A 13,990-nucleotide genomic window follows, 5' to 3' on the forward strand; every position below is an offset into this window, starting at 1 on the left:
TCTCAGTCGACTGCCAGGGTCCGTCCGGCGCGCGCCGCCCGCCACGCCGCGAACGCCTCCCTGGTCGTGTACCGCGGCGTGTATCCGAAGACGCACTTGAGGCGGTCGTTCTTGAGCACGGGACGGTACTGCAGGAACTTCGTCTGTTCCGGTCCGTGCACGGTCAGCCCCAGCGCGTTGCCGACGGCCAGCCCCGCGCGGACCGCGGCCGCCGGGACCGCGAGCGTGGGCTTGCCCAGTGTCTCGGCGATCTCGTCGATCGTCATCGCGCCGTCCCCGGCGACGTTGAAGATCCCGGTGCGGGTGCCGGTGACGGCCTGCACCATCGCGGCCGAGACGTCCTCGTCCCAGACGAAGACGAACGGACTGTCGCTGCCGCGGATCTTGAGCAGCCGCTTCTTGTCGAACAGCGCGGTGATCTGGTTGTCCACGTCGGCACCGAGAATGGTGCCGATCCGGAACACCGTCTGCTCCAGGTGGGGATGGTCGCGTCGGTACTCGGCGAGCATCTCCTCGACGAGACGCTTGTGCCGGCTGTAGGCGAAGCTGTCGTTGCCGCGCAGCGGCGTGACCTCGGTGATCCAGGGTGGATTGTCGGCGTGGTAGCCGTACGCGGCCCCGCTGGAGGACACGACGATCCGCCGGACGCCGTGTGCCACGCACGCCTCGAGGACGTTGCGCGAGCCGTCGACGTCGACGCGGTACTCCTGCTCGCGGGTCGTCGACCTGCCGGGGTTGACGATGGAGGCCAGGTGAACGACAGCCGTGCTGGGGTGTTCGGTCAGCGTCGCGGTCAGCGACGCCGGGTCGCACACGTCGGCGGTTCGGTAGACGACGCCGTCCAGTTGCTCGGCGGGCGGGCGCAGGTCCACGCTGATCACCTGCGCGCCGGCGTCGCGGAGCCCGCGAACCACCGACCGCCCGAGAAATCCGCTACCGCCCGTGACAGTCACGGTCATGCCGGAACCCCTTCCTTGTTCGTGGTGTCCCTGTTCGTGGTGCGACGTCGCGCCCACGCGCTCGCCAGGACGAGCCCGGCGACGATGTCCCAGATGCCCCACCAGCCGGCCACGATGGCCATGCCACCGAGGCCGTCGAAGAACGTGAACACCAGGCCCAGGCCGAGCCCGGCATTGCGGACGCCGACCTCGAACGTCACCGCCCGCCGGCTGTACTCGTCGAGTCCGGTCGCGGTCCCGCACAGATAGCCGAGCGCCAGGGCCGCCGCGTCGTGAAGGAACACCGCGACCAGGACGACCCCGATGTGCGCGGCGAAGACGGAGAAGTTCCCGGCGAGCGCGGCGGCGATGAACACAAGCAGTGCGAGCAACGAGAGGTTCTTGACCCAGGGTTCGGCCGCGGCCGCCCAGCCCGGCCGCCGGTTCGCCAGCAGCAGACCGAGGGCGAACGGGACACCGATGATCAGGGCGATGTCGGCGAGCATCGCGGCCGGGCTCAGCGAGACCGAGCGCAACAACGCGTCGGTCTCGGCCTGCCGGCTGCCCCAGAAGGCGATGTTGAGCGGCATCAGGAAGATCGCGAGCACGTTCGAGATGCCGGTCATCGACACCGACAGGGCGACGTTGCCCTTCGCGCGGTGCGTGAGCACGTTGGAGATGTTGCCGGGTGGGCAGCACGCGACCAGGATCATGCCGAGCGCGACCGACGGCGGCGGATTCAGTGCCAGCGTGAGCAGGTAGGTCACCGCGGGGAGCAGCAGGAACTGCGCGGTGATGCCGACGGCCATCGCGCGTGGCATCCGCAGAGCGGCGCGGAAGTCGTCGACCGTGGTGTCGAGGGCGATCCCGAACATGATCGCGGCGAGGACGACGTTGAGCAGGGTCAGCGACGTCGGGTTGAAGTTCAGCACCACGTCATCGATCGGCATGATCGGCTCCCTTCGGGACGACGGCCGCGGTGTCCAGGCGCGCGATGTGCTCGGTGACGGCGCGGCGGTACGCGTCCTTGTTCACGTAGTACGACATCCGGTCCAGTTCGAGGTACCGATAGCCGCCGCTGAGATCCGGCCGCGGTCCCGCCACCCGGGCCGCGAACTCGGCGGCGGCGTGCGGGGACTCGTCCTGCGCGCGAATCACCTTCGCGACGAGTTCGGCCTGCTCGTGCCGACCCTGCCAGCCGATGCCGGATGCCTCGACCATGCCGAGCACGAAGAGGTTGCGATGCCGCCGCGAGGCGATGTTCAGGTACAGAGACGGGGCGCGACCGGCCCAGTCCAGGTGTTCGGGATCGATGAACGGGTAGTGCAACCGGTAGCCGGTCGCGCACATCACCAGGTCGTAGTCGCGGCGGTCTCCGTCGACGAAGTGGACGGCGGTGCCGTCGAACCGGGCGATGTCGCGGCGGATGGTGACGTCGCCGTGTCCGAGGTGGTGCAGGATCAGCGAGTTCACGACCGGGTGCGACTCGTAGATCCGGTGATCCGGCACCGGGAATCCGAACCGGACGGGGTCGCCGGTGAACATGCGCAGCAGTCGCCCGTCGACGCGTTGCTTGAGCCAGGGCGGCAACTGCGCGCGGCCCCCAACGGTGTCGGCGGGGCGCCCGAACACGTACTTCGGCACGAAGTGGTACCCGCGGCGGACGCTGAGGTCCACCGACCGGGCATGGTGCACGGCGTCGACGGCGATGTCGCAGCCGCTGTTGCCCGCCCCCACCACGAGCACCCTCTTCCCGTCGAAGATCCGGGGATCCTTGTAGGCGCTGGTGTGCATGACCTCGCCCGAGAAGGCGCCGGGGAAGGCCGGAACATTCGGCTCGGAGAGGGTGCCGTTGGCGATGATCACCCCGCGGTAGCGGGCGGTCGTGCGGCGGCCGTCGGTCTCGGTGTCGACCATCCAGTGGTCGCCGTCGGGTTCGACGCGGACCACGGTCGTGCCGAAGCGGAAGTGCCGATGCAGGTCGAACCGGAGCGCGTACGCCTCGAAGTACTCGCGCAACTCGGAGTGTCCCGGATAGTCGGCGGCGCTGTCGGGCATCGGGAACTCGGTGAACTGCGTCGTCGTCTTCGACGAGATGAGATGTGCGGAGTGGTAGACCGTGCTGCGCGGGTTGTCGATGTTCCAGAGTCCACCGACCTCCGAGTGCGACTCGAATCCGTCGAACGCGATGTCGAGCCGGGACAGGTTGCGGGCCGCGGCGAGGCCGGACGGTCCGGCTCCGATGAGCGCGTAGCGGTCGTCGGTGCTCGTGGGCGGTGGTGTGGACATGATCACCCGGGCCTTTCGTGCCGATGGGCCGGATCCGCGGATTCGGCGCGTCGGTGAATCGTCCCGTTCGCTGCGACGGTGTCCACGTTTTGCAGGAAACCGTGAGAATAATTGGGTATGACGCAGGAAACTGACGGCAGCATCGACGAGGTGGACCTCCGGCTGATCAACGCGCTCCAACTCGCGCCGCGGGCGTCGTGGACGCAGCTGGCCGGGGCGCTCGACCTCGACCCGGTGACCCTGGCCCGCCGGTGGCAGCGGCTCGCCGGGGCGGGCAACGCGTGGATCACGGTGTCGCCGGCCGCGAGCGTGTTCCGGCAACTCTGCACCGCCTTCCTCGAGATCAGGTGCAGCCCGGACCGGGGAACCGCGGTGGCCGAGGCGATGCTCGACCACACCCTTGCGGTCACCGTCGAGCGGGCGAGCGGCGACGACGACCTGCTGGTGACGGCCGGCGCCCCCGACCTCGCGGCGATGTCCCGGTTCGCGCTCGAATTCGTCGCGGCGGTCGACGGCGTCGAATCGGTCCGGACACGGCTGATCACGCAGTGGTTCACCGAGGGCAGTCGATGGCGCCTGAACGCGCTCGGACCGGAGGAACGCTCCACACTGCCTGCCGCACGCAGGTCCGGGGGAGGAGTGGGTGCCCCCGCGATGTCGCAGGCCGACAGGGCGTTGCTCCGGATGCTCTCGCAGGACGGACGGATGTCGCTGACCGACCTCGCGGCCGGAGTGGGGATCAGCGCACCCGCCGCGCGGCGACGACTCGACCGACTGCTGCAACTCGAACTGGTCACCATGCGGTGCGAGTTCGCGCGCCCGCTAGCGGGATACGCGGTGCTCGCGACCTTCTGGGGGCGGGTGCCGCCCGCCGGACTGGAGGACACCGGACGGCGCCTCAGCCGCGAACCGGAGGTGCGCAACTGCTTCGCCCTGCACGGCCCGAACAACCTGGTCGCCCAGGTGTGGCTCCGGTCGGTCGGCGACCTCGGTGCGTTCGAGCAGCGACTCGCGGACGGTTACCCGGATCTCGACGTGCGGGACCGGTCGGTGGTCCTGCGTCTGCACAAACTGCTCGGGCACGTGCTCGACGAGCGGGGCAGGCGGGTGCGCTCGGTGGTGCCGGACGTGTGGGGAAACGACGAAGGCCCGTCACCTCGACGGTGACGGGCCTTCTCCCTGCTGGAGGGGATGACGGGAATCGAACCCGCGTAGCTAGTTTGGAAGACTAGGGCTCTACCATTGAGCTACATCCCCGAAGCACACGACATCTTGGGATCGCCATGACTGCCGTCTGCGTTGGAGACTGTACATAACCTCGCTTTGGATTCGCCAATCGGGTGGTCGTAGGATTCCCACTCGGTGCGGATGCCGCGGTTTCGATCGCGGTGTCGGTGCTTCGCGAACGGACGGGGTGTGGCGCAGCTTGGTAGCGCATCCGCTTTGGGAGCGGAGGGTCGCAGGTTCGAATCCTGTCACCCCGACCAGGGACAACATGAAGAAGACGCGGGCATCCGAAGACCGGGTGCCCGCAGACCGGATAGACCACACGAAGGAGCATGTCCGTGAAGAGCACCGTCGAGCAGCTGAGCCCGACGCGGGTCCGTATCAACGTTGAGGTGCCCTTCGAGGAGCTCAAGCCCGACTTCGACAAGGCGTACAAGGCCCTCGCCCAGCAGATCCGTCTCCCCGGCTTCCGTCCGGGCAAGGCTCCGGCGAAGCTGCTCGAGGCCCGTGTCGGCCGCGGCGCCGTCCTGGAGCAGGTCGTCAACGACGCGCTTCCCGCTCGCTACACCGAGGCCGTGACGGCCGGCGAGATCAAGGTCATCGGCCAGCCCGAGATCGAGATCACCAAGATCGAGGACGGCCAGGAGCTCGCGTTCACCGCCGAGGTCGACGTCCGCCCGGAGATCACCCTGCCCGACTTCTCGGCCCTCGCTGTCGAGGTCGACCCGATCGAGGTCACCGACGAGGCCGTCGACGAGCAGCTGCTGTCGCTGCGTCAGCGTTTCGGCACCCTGGTTGGCGTCGACCGCGCCGTCGAGGAGGGCGACTTCGTCTCCATCGACCTGTCCGCCACCGTCGACGGTGAGGACGTCCCGGAGGCTTCCACCACCGGCCTGTCCCACGAGGTCGGCTCCGGCCAGCTCATCGAGGGCCTGGACGAGGCCGTCGTCGGGCTCAAGGCCGGCGAGTCGAAGGAGTTCACCACCAAGCTGGTTGCCGGCGAGCACGCCGACAAGGAGGCCGTGGTGACCGTGAAGGTCGACACCGTCAAGAAGCGTGAGCTGCCCGAGGCCGACGACGAGTTCGCCCAGATGGCCAGCGAGTTCGACACCCTCGAGGAGCTGAACGCGGATCTGCGTGAGCGCGTCGCCCGGGTGAAGAAGGTCGAGCAGGCCGGCCAGATCCGCGACAAGGTCCTCGAGACGCTGCTCGAGACCGTCGAGGTCCCGCTGCCCGAGGCCGTCGTCAAGGCGGAGGTCGACGCCGCGCTGCACGACGCGATCCACGCGCTCGACCACGACGAGGCCAAGCTCGGCGAGCTGCTCGAGGCGCAGGGTTCCTCGCGTGAGGAGTTCGACAACGACACCAAGGCCGCCGCCGAGAAGTCCGTCAAGACGCAGCTGCTGCTCGACGCGATCGCCGAGGCCGAGGGCACCAACGTCGGCCAGCAGGAGCTGACCGAGCGGATCCTCTTCCAGGCGCAGCAGTACGGCATGTCGCCGGATCAGTTCATCCAGCAGATCCAGCAGGCCGGTCAGCTCGGCGCGGTGTTCGCGGACGTGCGCCGCGGCAAGGCGCTGGCCACGGTCGTGGAGAAGTTCGCGGTCACCGACACCACCGGTGCCACCGTCGACACCAAGGAGCTGTTCGGCAGCCCCGACGAGGACGGCACGGACGAGTCGGCCGACTCCGACGAGAGCTAGTTTTCACGCCATCAGCGAACAGGGGCGGCACCGGGACTCCGGGGCCGTCCCTGTTCGTTAGTGTCTGTGTCAGGAAGCAACGTTTCAGTGATCGTGACGACTCGAGCGATCGAGAACCGGCGATCGAGAAACCCCAGTGATCGAGCAAACTCAGCGATCGAGAAGGCAGGTACCGTGACTTCACAGAACCCGGCGGCTTCGCAGGGCCCCGCCATGACTTCGGCCACGTCAGGTCTGAACCTCAGCGACTCGGTGTACGAGCGGCTGCTCCGTGAACGCATCATCTTCCTCGGTACCCAGGTCGACGACGACATCGCGAACAAGCTGTGCGCCCAGATCCTGCTGCTCTCGGCCGAGGACCCGACGCGCGACATCTCGCTCTACATCAACTCGCCGGGTGGCTCGGTGACGGCAGGAATGGCGATCTTCGACACCATGCAGTTCGCCGAGTGCGACATCGCGACCTTCGGCATGGGCCTGGCCGCGTCGATGGGGCAGTTCCTGTTGTCCGCGGGCACCAAGGGCAAGCGGTACGCCCTGCCGCACGCGCGGATCATGATGCACCAGCCGTCCGCCGGTATCGGGGGCACCGCGTCCGACATCGCGATCATGGCCGAGCAGTTCGCCCACACCAAGCGTGAGATGGCCGAGCTGATCGCCGAGCACACCGGTCAGACGGTCGAGCAGATCACCGAGGATTCGGACCGCGACCGCTGGTTCACCGCGACCGAGGCCAAGGAGTACGGCTTCGTCGACCACGTCATCTCCCGCGCGCGGCAGGCCGGCGGCACCGGCAACAACTAGCCGCCGCCCGTCCGACGCCCCTACCCTTCCTGGAGAAGCAGATGACCAACCTGTACAACCCCCGCGCGCTCTCGGGCACCGCCCCGGCCGGCCCGTCGGCCCGCTACATCCTGCCGCAGTTCACCGAGCAGACCAGCTACGGCGTGAAGACCTCCGACCCGTACAACAAGCTGTTCGAGGAGCGGATCATCTTCCTGGGCAACCAGGTCGACGACGTGTCCGCGAACGACCTGATGGCGCAGCTGCTGGTGCTCGAGTCGCAGGATCCGGACCGCGACATCACGATGTACATCAACTCGCCCGGTGGCTCGTTCACCGCGCTGATGGCGATCTACGACACCATGCAGTACGTGCGCGCGGACATCACCACCGTGTGCCTCGGGCAGGCGGCGTCGGCGGCGGCGGTGCTGCTCGCGGCAGGCACCCCGGGCAAGCGGCTCGCGCTGCCGAACGCGCGGGTGCTGATCCACCAGCCGGCCACCGGCGGCATCCAGGGCCAGGTCTCGGACCTCGAGATCCAGGCCGCGGAGATCGAGCGCATGCGTCGCCTGATGGAGGACACCCTCGGCCGGCACACCGGCAAGGACCCGCAGGTGATCCGCAAGGACACCGACCGCGACAAGATCCTGACGGCCGACGAGGCCAAGGAGTACGGGATCATCGACGACGTCCTGGCCTACCGGAAGCTCTCCGCGCAGAAGTGACGTCTTCCGCGCTGTTGTGACGCACTGGTGCCGACCCGCCCTGACCTGTAACGGGTAGGGCGGGTCGGCGCGAAACACGGTCAACAAGTCGACCCCGTTCCGGCTGGGCGGGTACGGTCACAGTCAGGGGTTTCGCCCGCGCCGGGCGAGGGCCCGCGACATCAGCCCAACCAGCAGCTCGAACAGCCGGCCCGGAACGGTCAGCACCCGTAGCGAGTGCAGCTGAGAAGGAAGTAGGACCTGACGAGATGGCACGCATCGGTGACGGCGGAGACCTGCTGAAATGCTCGTTCTGCGGCAAGAGTCAGAAGCAGGTGAAGAAGCTCATCGCGGGCCCCGGGGTGTACATCTGCGACGAGTGCATCGACCTGTGCAACGAGATCATCGAGGAAGAGCTCGCCGAGTCCAGTGAGGTCAAGCTCGACGAGCTGCCCAAGCCGGCCGAGATCCGTGACTTCCTCGAGAACTACGTGATCGGGCAGGACGCCGCCAAGCGGACCCTCGCGGTCGCGGTCTACAACCACTACAAGCGCATCCAGGCCGGCGACAAGGGCCGCGACGTGCGCGGGGAGACCGTCGAGCTGGCGAAGTCGAACATCCTGATGCTCGGCCCGACCGGCTGCGGCAAGACGTACCTGGCGCAGACGCTCGCGAAGATGCTCAACGTTCCGTTCGCGATCGCGGACGCGACCGCACTGACCGAGGCGGGCTACGTCGGTGAGGATGTCGAGAACATCCTGCTCAAGCTGATCCAGGCGGCGGACTACGACGTCAAGCGCGCCGAGACCGGCATCATCTACATCGACGAGGTCGACAAGATCGCCCGCAAGTCGGAGAACCCGTCGATCACCCGCGACGTGTCCGGTGAGGGCGTGCAGCAGGCGCTGCTGAAGATCCTGGAGGGCACGCAGGCGAGCGTGCCGCCGCAGGGTGGACGCAAGCATCCGCACCAGGAGTTCATCCAGATCGACACCACCAACGTGCTGTTCATCGTCGCCGGTGCGTTCGCGGGCCTGGAGAAGATCGTCTCCGATCGGGTCGGCAAGCGCGGCATCGGTTTCGGTGCCGAGGTTCGCTCGAAGGCGGAGATCGACACTCAGGACCACTTCGCCGAGGTGATGCCGGAGGATCTGATCAAGTTCGGTCTGATCCCCGAGTTCATCGGCCGTCTTCCGGTGGTCGCGTCGGTGACGAACCTGGACAAGGAATCGCTGGTGCAGATCCTGTCGGAGCCGAAGAACGCGCTGGTCAAGCAGTACACCCGGCTGTTCGAGATGGACGGGGTGGAGCTCGAGTTCACCACGGACGCCCTCGAGGCGGTGGCCGACCAGGCGATCCTGCGTGGCACCGGTGCCCGCGGTCTGCGCGCCATCATGGAAGAGGTCCTGCTGCCGGTGATGTACGACATCCCGAGCCGCGACGACGTCGCCAAGGTGGTTGTGACCGGCGAGACCGTCAACGACAACGTGCTTCCGACGATCGTCCCGCGCAAGCCGGACCGCGAGCGCCGCGACAAGTCGGCGTAGCAGCCGGAAACGACGAAGGCGCCCCCACCACCTGGTGGGGGCGCCTTCGTCGTTGGAGGGGTCAGCCGAGCCGCTCGAAGACGGCGGCGAGGCCCTGCCCGCCGCCGATGCACATGGTCTCGAGACCGTAGCGGCCCTCGCGCCGGTCGAGTTCGCGCAGGAGGGTGGCGAGGATGCGGGCGCCGGTCGCCCCGACGGGGTGGCCGAGGGAGATGCCGGAGCCGTTCGGGTTCAGCCGCGGGTCGGTGGGGTCGAGGTCCCAGGTCCGCAGGACGGCGAGGGCCTGCGCGGCGAACGCTTCGTTCAGTTCGATGACGTCCATGTCGGCGAGGGTGAGCCCGAGCCGGCCCAGGGCCCGTTCGGTCGCGGGGACCGGCCCGATGCCCATCGTCCGCGGCGCCACCCCGGCGACCGCCCAGCTCGCGAGCCGAGCGAGGGGGCGCAGTCCCAGCGCGGCGGCCTTCTCCGACGTGGTGACGATGCACACCGCGGCGCCGTCGTTCTGGCCGCTCGCGTTGCCCGCGGTCACGGTGGACTCGGGGTCGACACCGGCGCGGATGGCCCTCAGCTTCGCGAGCGACTCGACGGAGGTGTCGGACCGGGGGTGCTCGTCGGTGTCGACGACGATCGGATCCGACTTGCGTTGCGGGACCGGAACTTCGACGATCTCGTCGGCGAAACGTCCGTCCTTCTGGGCGGCGACCGCGCGCTGATGCGACTGGACGGCGAGGGCGTCCTGGTCGGCGCGGCTGATGGAGAACTCGGCGCGCAGGTTCTCGGCGGTCTCGATCATGCCGCCCGGGACCGGGAAGTTCTTGCCGCCCGCGGTGACCCGGGCCCGCGCGAGGCGGTCCATCAGGGCGACGCCGTCGCCCTTGACACCCCAGCGCATCCCGGTGGCGTAGAACTCGGCCTGGCTCATCGATTCCGTGCCGCCGGCGAGGATCAGCTCGGATGCGCCGGTGGCGACCTGCATGCATGCCTGGACGACGGCCTGCAGTCCGGATCCGCAGCGGCGGTCGACCTGGAGTCCGGGCACGTCGATGCCGAGTCCTGCGTCGAGCGCGGCGATCCGGCCGATCGCGGGGGCGTCGCCGCCGGGGGACGCCTGGCCGAGGATGACGTCGTCGATCTGCGAGCCGTCGATGCCGGTGCGGGTGACGAGTTCGGTGATCACCGTCGCGGCAAGCGATTCCGGGGCGATGTCCTTGAACACGCCTCCGAACCGGCCGACCGGGGTGCGCAGCGGTTCACAGATGACGGCGTCGATCATGGTGGGTCCTCACATGTGTTTCAGGGTTGGGATTGCGTGCGCACCAGGTCGGCGCCGATCGCGTCGACGGTGCTCAGGAGTGCAGGCAGCAGGTCCGTCCGCACCGCCTCGGCGGAGTAGCGGGCGGCCTGCGTGGAGATGTTGGCGGCGGCGACCACCGTGCCGCTCGCGTCGCGGATCGGGGCGGCGAGGGAGCGCAGCCCCTCCTCGAGTTCCTGATCGACGATGCAGAATCCGTCGGCGCGGACCTTCGCGATCTCGTCGCGCAGGGCGTCGGGGGTGGCGAGGGTGCGAGCGGTGAGCGGGGTCAGCATGACGGTCGTCAGATAGTCCTCGAACGCGCTCTCGGACAGTCCGGCGAGGAGCACCCGGCCCATCGAGGTGGCGAACGCGGGGAACCGGGTGCCGATGGTGATGGCGACGGTCATGATCCGGCTGACCGGGACCCGCGCGACGTAGACGACGTCACCGTGGTCGAGGATCGACACCGATGCGGACTCGTGCACCTGCTTGGTCAACGCTTCGAGGTGCGGTCCGGCGATCTCCGGCAGCGTCAGGCTCGACAGGTAGCTGTAGCCGAGCTCGAGGACGCGCGGCGTCAGCCAGAAACCCGATCCGTCGGTGCGCACGTAGCCGAGTTCGACGAGGGTGAGCAGGAACCGGCGGGCGGTGGCGCGGGTGAGTCCGGTGGTCTTGGCCACTTCGCTCAGGGTCTGCCGAGCGTGCTCGGCGTCGAATGCGCGGATGACGGACAGTCCGCGGGCCAGGGACTGCACGTAGTCGGGTGACGCTTCGATCATGGTCCGGAAGGCTCCTCGGTGTCGGTCGTGCCGGCGGTGTCGACGGTGTCGGCTGCGGTGTCGGCCGATCCGGCCCCGTCAGCGAGAGCATTCTTGCCGAGGGCGAATGCGCGGTTGCTGTTCGGTACGCCCGCGTAGATCGCGGTGTGCAGGAAGACTTCCACCAGTTCGTCGGCGGTGACGTCGTCGCGCAGTGCCGCGCGGATGTGCATGTCGAGTTCGTGCTCGTTGCCGACCGCGGTGAGGATCGCGAGGGTGAGCAGGCGTCGGGTGTGGTGGTCGAGACCGGGTCGGGTCCAGATGTCACCCCACGCGGTGCGGGTGATGAAGTCCTGGAACGGTGCGGTGAACGCGGTGGTGCCTGCGATCGCGCGATCGACGTGGGCGTCGCCGAGGACGGTGCGCCGCACCCGCATACCGGCCTCGTACGCCTCGCTGCGTTGCGCGGGGCCGGCCACGTGGGCGGCGACCAGCGCGGTGACCCGGCCGGCCTGTTCCACACTGGCCAGGTGTGCTGCCGGATCGAGCACGTGCAGTGTGGAATTCGCGATTCCGTCGGCGATCGCCCGCAGGTCCGCCGGAGTGGTGGCGGGGTCGTGACGGCCCGCGATCACCAGCGTCGGCGCCGCGATGCGGGCGAGATCGGCGCGGCCGTCCCATCCGGACAGCGCCTCGCAGCAGGCCGCGTATCCCTCGTCGGCGGTGGCGTCCACCATCGCCCGCGACGACGCGATCAGTTCGGGGTCGCGGGCGGCGAGCCCGTCGGTGTACCACCGTCCGACGACGCTCTCGGCGATGGACCCGGTGCCATCGGCGCGGACGGCGGCCGCCCGGTCCAGCCAGGTCTGTGGTTCGCCGAATCTGGCGGAGGTGCACAGCAGGGTTAGCGTGTGGACGCGGGTGGGCGCGTGGGCGGCGATCCACTGGGCGACCGCGCCGCCGAGGGACAGCCCGACCAGGTGCACCGCGGGCTGTTGCAGGTTGTCGAGCAGCGCCAGTACGTCGCGGCCGAGGTCGTCGATCGTGTACGGCCCTGAGGGAACCGGGGATTCGCCGTGCCCGCGCAGATCGACGGCGACGACGTTGGCGTCCGCGGACAGGGCCCGCACCTGGGGATCCCACATGGTCCGGTCCGACCCGAGCGACCCGAGCAGGACGACGGTCGGGGCGCCGGGTCCGGGGCCGGTGACCTGGTGGGCGAGGGCGACCGTCACCGGGTCTCCTCCTTCGTGGTCGATCGGGCGGCCAGCACGCGGTCGACGAGGTCGCCGGCGTGGCCGAGGTAGGTTGCGGGATCGAGCAGTTCACGCACCGCCTCGGGTGCGAGGAACTCGACGACCGCCGGGTCGGTGTCCAGCGGCCGGCCGGCCAGGCATGCGGCGGTGACCAGGTCGCGCGCGGCGCCGGTGTGCCCGGACAGGGCCGCGGTGACGCGTTCGGCGAGCAGCATCCCCCCGGTCGCGTCGAGGTTGCGGCGCATCGCGGCGGCGTCCACCTGCAATCCGCTCAGGCACTGGCCGATTCTGTGCGCGGCGCCGCCGGTGAGCCGGAGCAGGTCGGTGACCGTTTCCCACTCGGCGTGCCAGGCACCCGTGGCGCGCTGGAACTCGTGGGACATCGAGCCGAGCACGGTCGCGACGAGTCCCGGCACCCGCACGGCCGCGCCCCGCGCGGTCACGGCCGCGACCGGGTTGCGCTTGTGCGGCATCGCGGACGAGCCACCGGGGGCGTCCTCGGCGACCTCGCCGACCTCCGTCGCGGCCATCAGCACCACGTCGCCTGCGATCTTCGCCACGACGCCCGCGGCGACCCCGAGGGCCGATGCGATCTCGCCGATCCGGGTCCGCTCGGTGTGCCATGGCACGGACTGCCGGGCCAGGCCCAGCTCGTCGGCGAGCCGATCGGCCACCTCGAGCCCGAGCGGGTGCAGCGCTGCGAGAGTGCCTGCGGCACCACCGAATTGCACCGGAAGATGGGCGATCACGGTGGTGAGGGAGCGGTGCGCCCGGTCGAGGCCCGCGCACCATCCCGCGGCCAGCGCCCCGAATGTGGTCGGCAGTGCCTGCTGGCCGAGGGTGCGGGCGGCCATCGGGGTGTCCCGGTACCGACGCGCCAACGATGCCGCGGCGTCCGCGGCCACCGCCAGGTCGTCGGCCACCACGGCGCCGGCTCGCCGTGCTATCACCATGAGCGCGGTGTCGAGGATGTCCTGGCTGGTCGCGCCGGCGTGCACCGCCGATCCGGGCACCCCGGCCGGTGCGCACTCGGCGCGCAGGTGCTTGACCAGGGGGATGACCGGGTTGCCACCGGCTGCGCCCTCGACGCCGAGCAGCGCCGGGTCGAGTGTGCCGGACAGAGTGTTGGCGGCTGACGCGATCGCGGTCGCCTGGTCGGAGGTGATCACGCCGGAGTCGGCGGCCGCGTGGGCGAGTGCGCTCTCGACTTCGAGCATCGCCGCCACCCATGCCCGATCGGACAGCAGTGGATCGATCCGCTGCGCCCCGAACACCGGATCGAACAGCTCACCCCGGGTCACGCGGTCCTCCGGGAGTGGCGTGGGGGCGGGTGCAGCATGTGCGGCCTTTTCGTCGTGGGAACCGTACGGCCTGTTCGTGATGAGAACGCAGCGCCGCTATGCGAACACGATAGGGCCTCGCAGTGACTCGGGCAACGCCGGCCCCGAAATATGTTCGCAATGCGGACGCATGTTCACAGAACGCACGACC

The 13,990-nt window shown here is 69.2% G+C and carries 12 protein-coding genes and 2 tRNA genes; 6 read left to right on the forward strand and 8 right to left on the reverse strand.

The features are described from left to right. Positions 1-2: 2 nt before the first annotated feature. From ACWDU4_RS01475 to ACWDU4_RS01485, 3 genes are read right to left on the reverse strand one after another with little or no spacing between them, the layout of a single operon-like run. Positions 3-959, reverse strand: a complete 957-nt coding sequence (locus ACWDU4_RS01475; protein ID WP_450112072.1) for an SDR family oxidoreductase — start codon at positions 957-959, stop codon at positions 3-5. Next, entirely contained in the window at positions 956-1,888 is a 933-nt protein-coding gene (locus ACWDU4_RS01480) for a bile acid:sodium symporter family protein (protein ID WP_450112073.1), read from the reverse strand. The genes ACWDU4_RS01475 and ACWDU4_RS01480 overlap by 4 nt, the downstream gene beginning before the upstream one ends. Continuing rightward, positions 1,875-3,227, reverse strand: a complete 1,353-nt coding sequence (locus ACWDU4_RS01485) for a flavin-containing monooxygenase (protein WP_450112074.1) — start codon at positions 3,225-3,227, stop codon at positions 1,875-1,877. Before ACWDU4_RS01485 ends, ACWDU4_RS01480 begins: the two co-directional genes overlap by 14 nt. 117 nt (positions 3,228-3,344) lie before the next feature. Between ACWDU4_RS01485 and ACWDU4_RS01490 the strand changes: the two genes are divergently transcribed. Beyond that, positions 3,345-4,394 (forward strand): Lrp/AsnC family transcriptional regulator, encoded by a 1,050-nt coding sequence (locus ACWDU4_RS01490; protein ID WP_450112075.1) that lies wholly within the window; start codon positions 3,345-3,347, stop codon positions 4,392-4,394. Positions 4,395-4,410: 16 nt separating this feature from the next. Here ACWDU4_RS01490 and ACWDU4_RS01495 read toward each other — a convergent pair. After that, positions 4,411-4,484: transfer RNA gene (locus tag ACWDU4_RS01495), tRNA-Gly, on the reverse strand. Positions 4,485-4,637: 153 nt separating this feature from the next. On the opposite strand from ACWDU4_RS01495, the gene ACWDU4_RS01500 reads away from it, so the two are divergent. From ACWDU4_RS01500 to clpX, 5 genes are all read left to right on the forward strand, one after another. Beyond that, positions 4,638-4,714: transfer RNA gene (locus ACWDU4_RS01500), tRNA-Pro, on the forward strand. A gap of 78 nt (positions 4,715-4,792) precedes the next feature. Beyond that, positions 4,793-6,157 (forward strand): trigger factor, encoded by a 1,365-nt coding sequence (gene tig, locus ACWDU4_RS01505; RefSeq protein WP_450112076.1) that lies wholly within the window; start codon positions 4,793-4,795, stop codon positions 6,155-6,157. A gap of 174 nt (positions 6,158-6,331) precedes the next feature. After that, on the forward strand, positions 6,332-6,961 hold the full coding sequence (locus tag ACWDU4_RS01510; protein WP_450112077.1) for an ATP-dependent Clp protease proteolytic subunit: 630 nt from the start codon (positions 6,332-6,334) through the stop codon (positions 6,959-6,961). A 41-nt stretch (positions 6,962-7,002) separates the two neighbouring features. Further along, positions 7,003-7,665, forward strand: a complete 663-nt coding sequence (locus ACWDU4_RS01515; RefSeq protein ID WP_450112078.1) for an ATP-dependent Clp protease proteolytic subunit — start codon at positions 7,003-7,005, stop codon at positions 7,663-7,665. Between the two features lie 248 nt (positions 7,666-7,913). Further along, on the forward strand, positions 7,914-9,191 hold the full coding sequence (clpX, locus tag ACWDU4_RS01520; RefSeq protein ID WP_450112079.1) for an ATP-dependent Clp protease ATP-binding subunit ClpX: 1,278 nt from the start codon (positions 7,914-7,916) through the stop codon (positions 9,189-9,191). 61 nt (positions 9,192-9,252) lie between these two features. On the opposite strand, the gene ACWDU4_RS01525 is transcribed toward clpX, so the two are convergent. From ACWDU4_RS01525 to pcaB, 4 genes are read right to left on the reverse strand one after another with little or no spacing between them, the layout of a single operon-like run. After that, positions 9,253-10,464, reverse strand: a complete 1,212-nt coding sequence (locus tag ACWDU4_RS01525) for an acetyl-CoA C-acetyltransferase (protein WP_450112080.1) — start codon at positions 10,462-10,464, stop codon at positions 9,253-9,255. Positions 10,465-10,484: 20 nt separating this feature from the next. Further along, positions 10,485-11,264, reverse strand: a complete 780-nt coding sequence (locus ACWDU4_RS01530) for an IclR family transcriptional regulator domain-containing protein (protein ID WP_450112081.1) — start codon at positions 11,262-11,264, stop codon at positions 10,485-10,487. Continuing rightward, on the reverse strand, positions 11,261-12,478 hold the full coding sequence (pcaDC, locus tag ACWDU4_RS01535) for a bifunctional 3-oxoadipate enol-lactonase/4-carboxymuconolactone decarboxylase PcaDC (RefSeq protein WP_450112082.1): 1,218 nt from the start codon (positions 12,476-12,478) through the stop codon (positions 11,261-11,263). The genes ACWDU4_RS01530 and pcaDC overlap by 4 nt, the downstream gene beginning before the upstream one ends. Next, positions 12,475-13,800 carry a 3-carboxy-cis,cis-muconate cycloisomerase gene (gene pcaB, locus ACWDU4_RS01540; RefSeq protein WP_450112083.1) on the reverse strand — a complete coding sequence of 442 codons (1,326 nt, stop codon included), beginning with the start codon at positions 13,798-13,800 and terminating at the stop codon, positions 12,475-12,477. The genes pcaDC and pcaB overlap by 4 nt, the downstream gene beginning before the upstream one ends. Positions 13,801-13,990: the final 190 nt, after the last annotated feature.

This window comes from Rhodococcus sp. NPDC003348 (assembly GCF_053589375.1).

Coding starts and splice junctions, on each gene's coding strand:
- ACWDU4_RS01475 (WP_450112072.1), bottom strand. CDS start 959: ATGACCGTGACTGTCACGGGCGGTAGCGGATTTCTCGGGCGGTCGGTG.
- ACWDU4_RS01480 (WP_450112073.1), bottom strand. CDS start 1,888: ATGCCGATCGATGACGTGGTGCTGAACTTCAACCCGACGTCGCTGACC.
- ACWDU4_RS01485 (WP_450112074.1), bottom strand. CDS start 3,227: ATGTCCACACCACCGCCCACGAGCACCGACGACCGCTACGCGCTCATC.
- ACWDU4_RS01490 (WP_450112075.1), top strand. CDS start 3,345: ATGACGCAGGAAACTGACGGCAGCATCGACGAGGTGGACCTCCGGCTG.
- ACWDU4_RS01515 (WP_450112078.1), top strand. CDS start 7,003: ATGACCAACCTGTACAACCCCCGCGCGCTCTCGGGCACCGCCCCGGCC.
- clpX (WP_450112079.1), top strand. CDS start 7,914: ATGGCACGCATCGGTGACGGCGGAGACCTGCTGAAATGCTCGTTCTGC.
- ACWDU4_RS01525 (WP_450112080.1), bottom strand. CDS start 10,464: ATGATCGACGCCGTCATCTGTGAACCGCTGCGCACCCCGGTCGGCCGG.
- ACWDU4_RS01530 (WP_450112081.1), bottom strand. CDS start 11,264: ATGATCGAAGCGTCACCCGACTACGTGCAGTCCCTGGCCCGCGGACTG.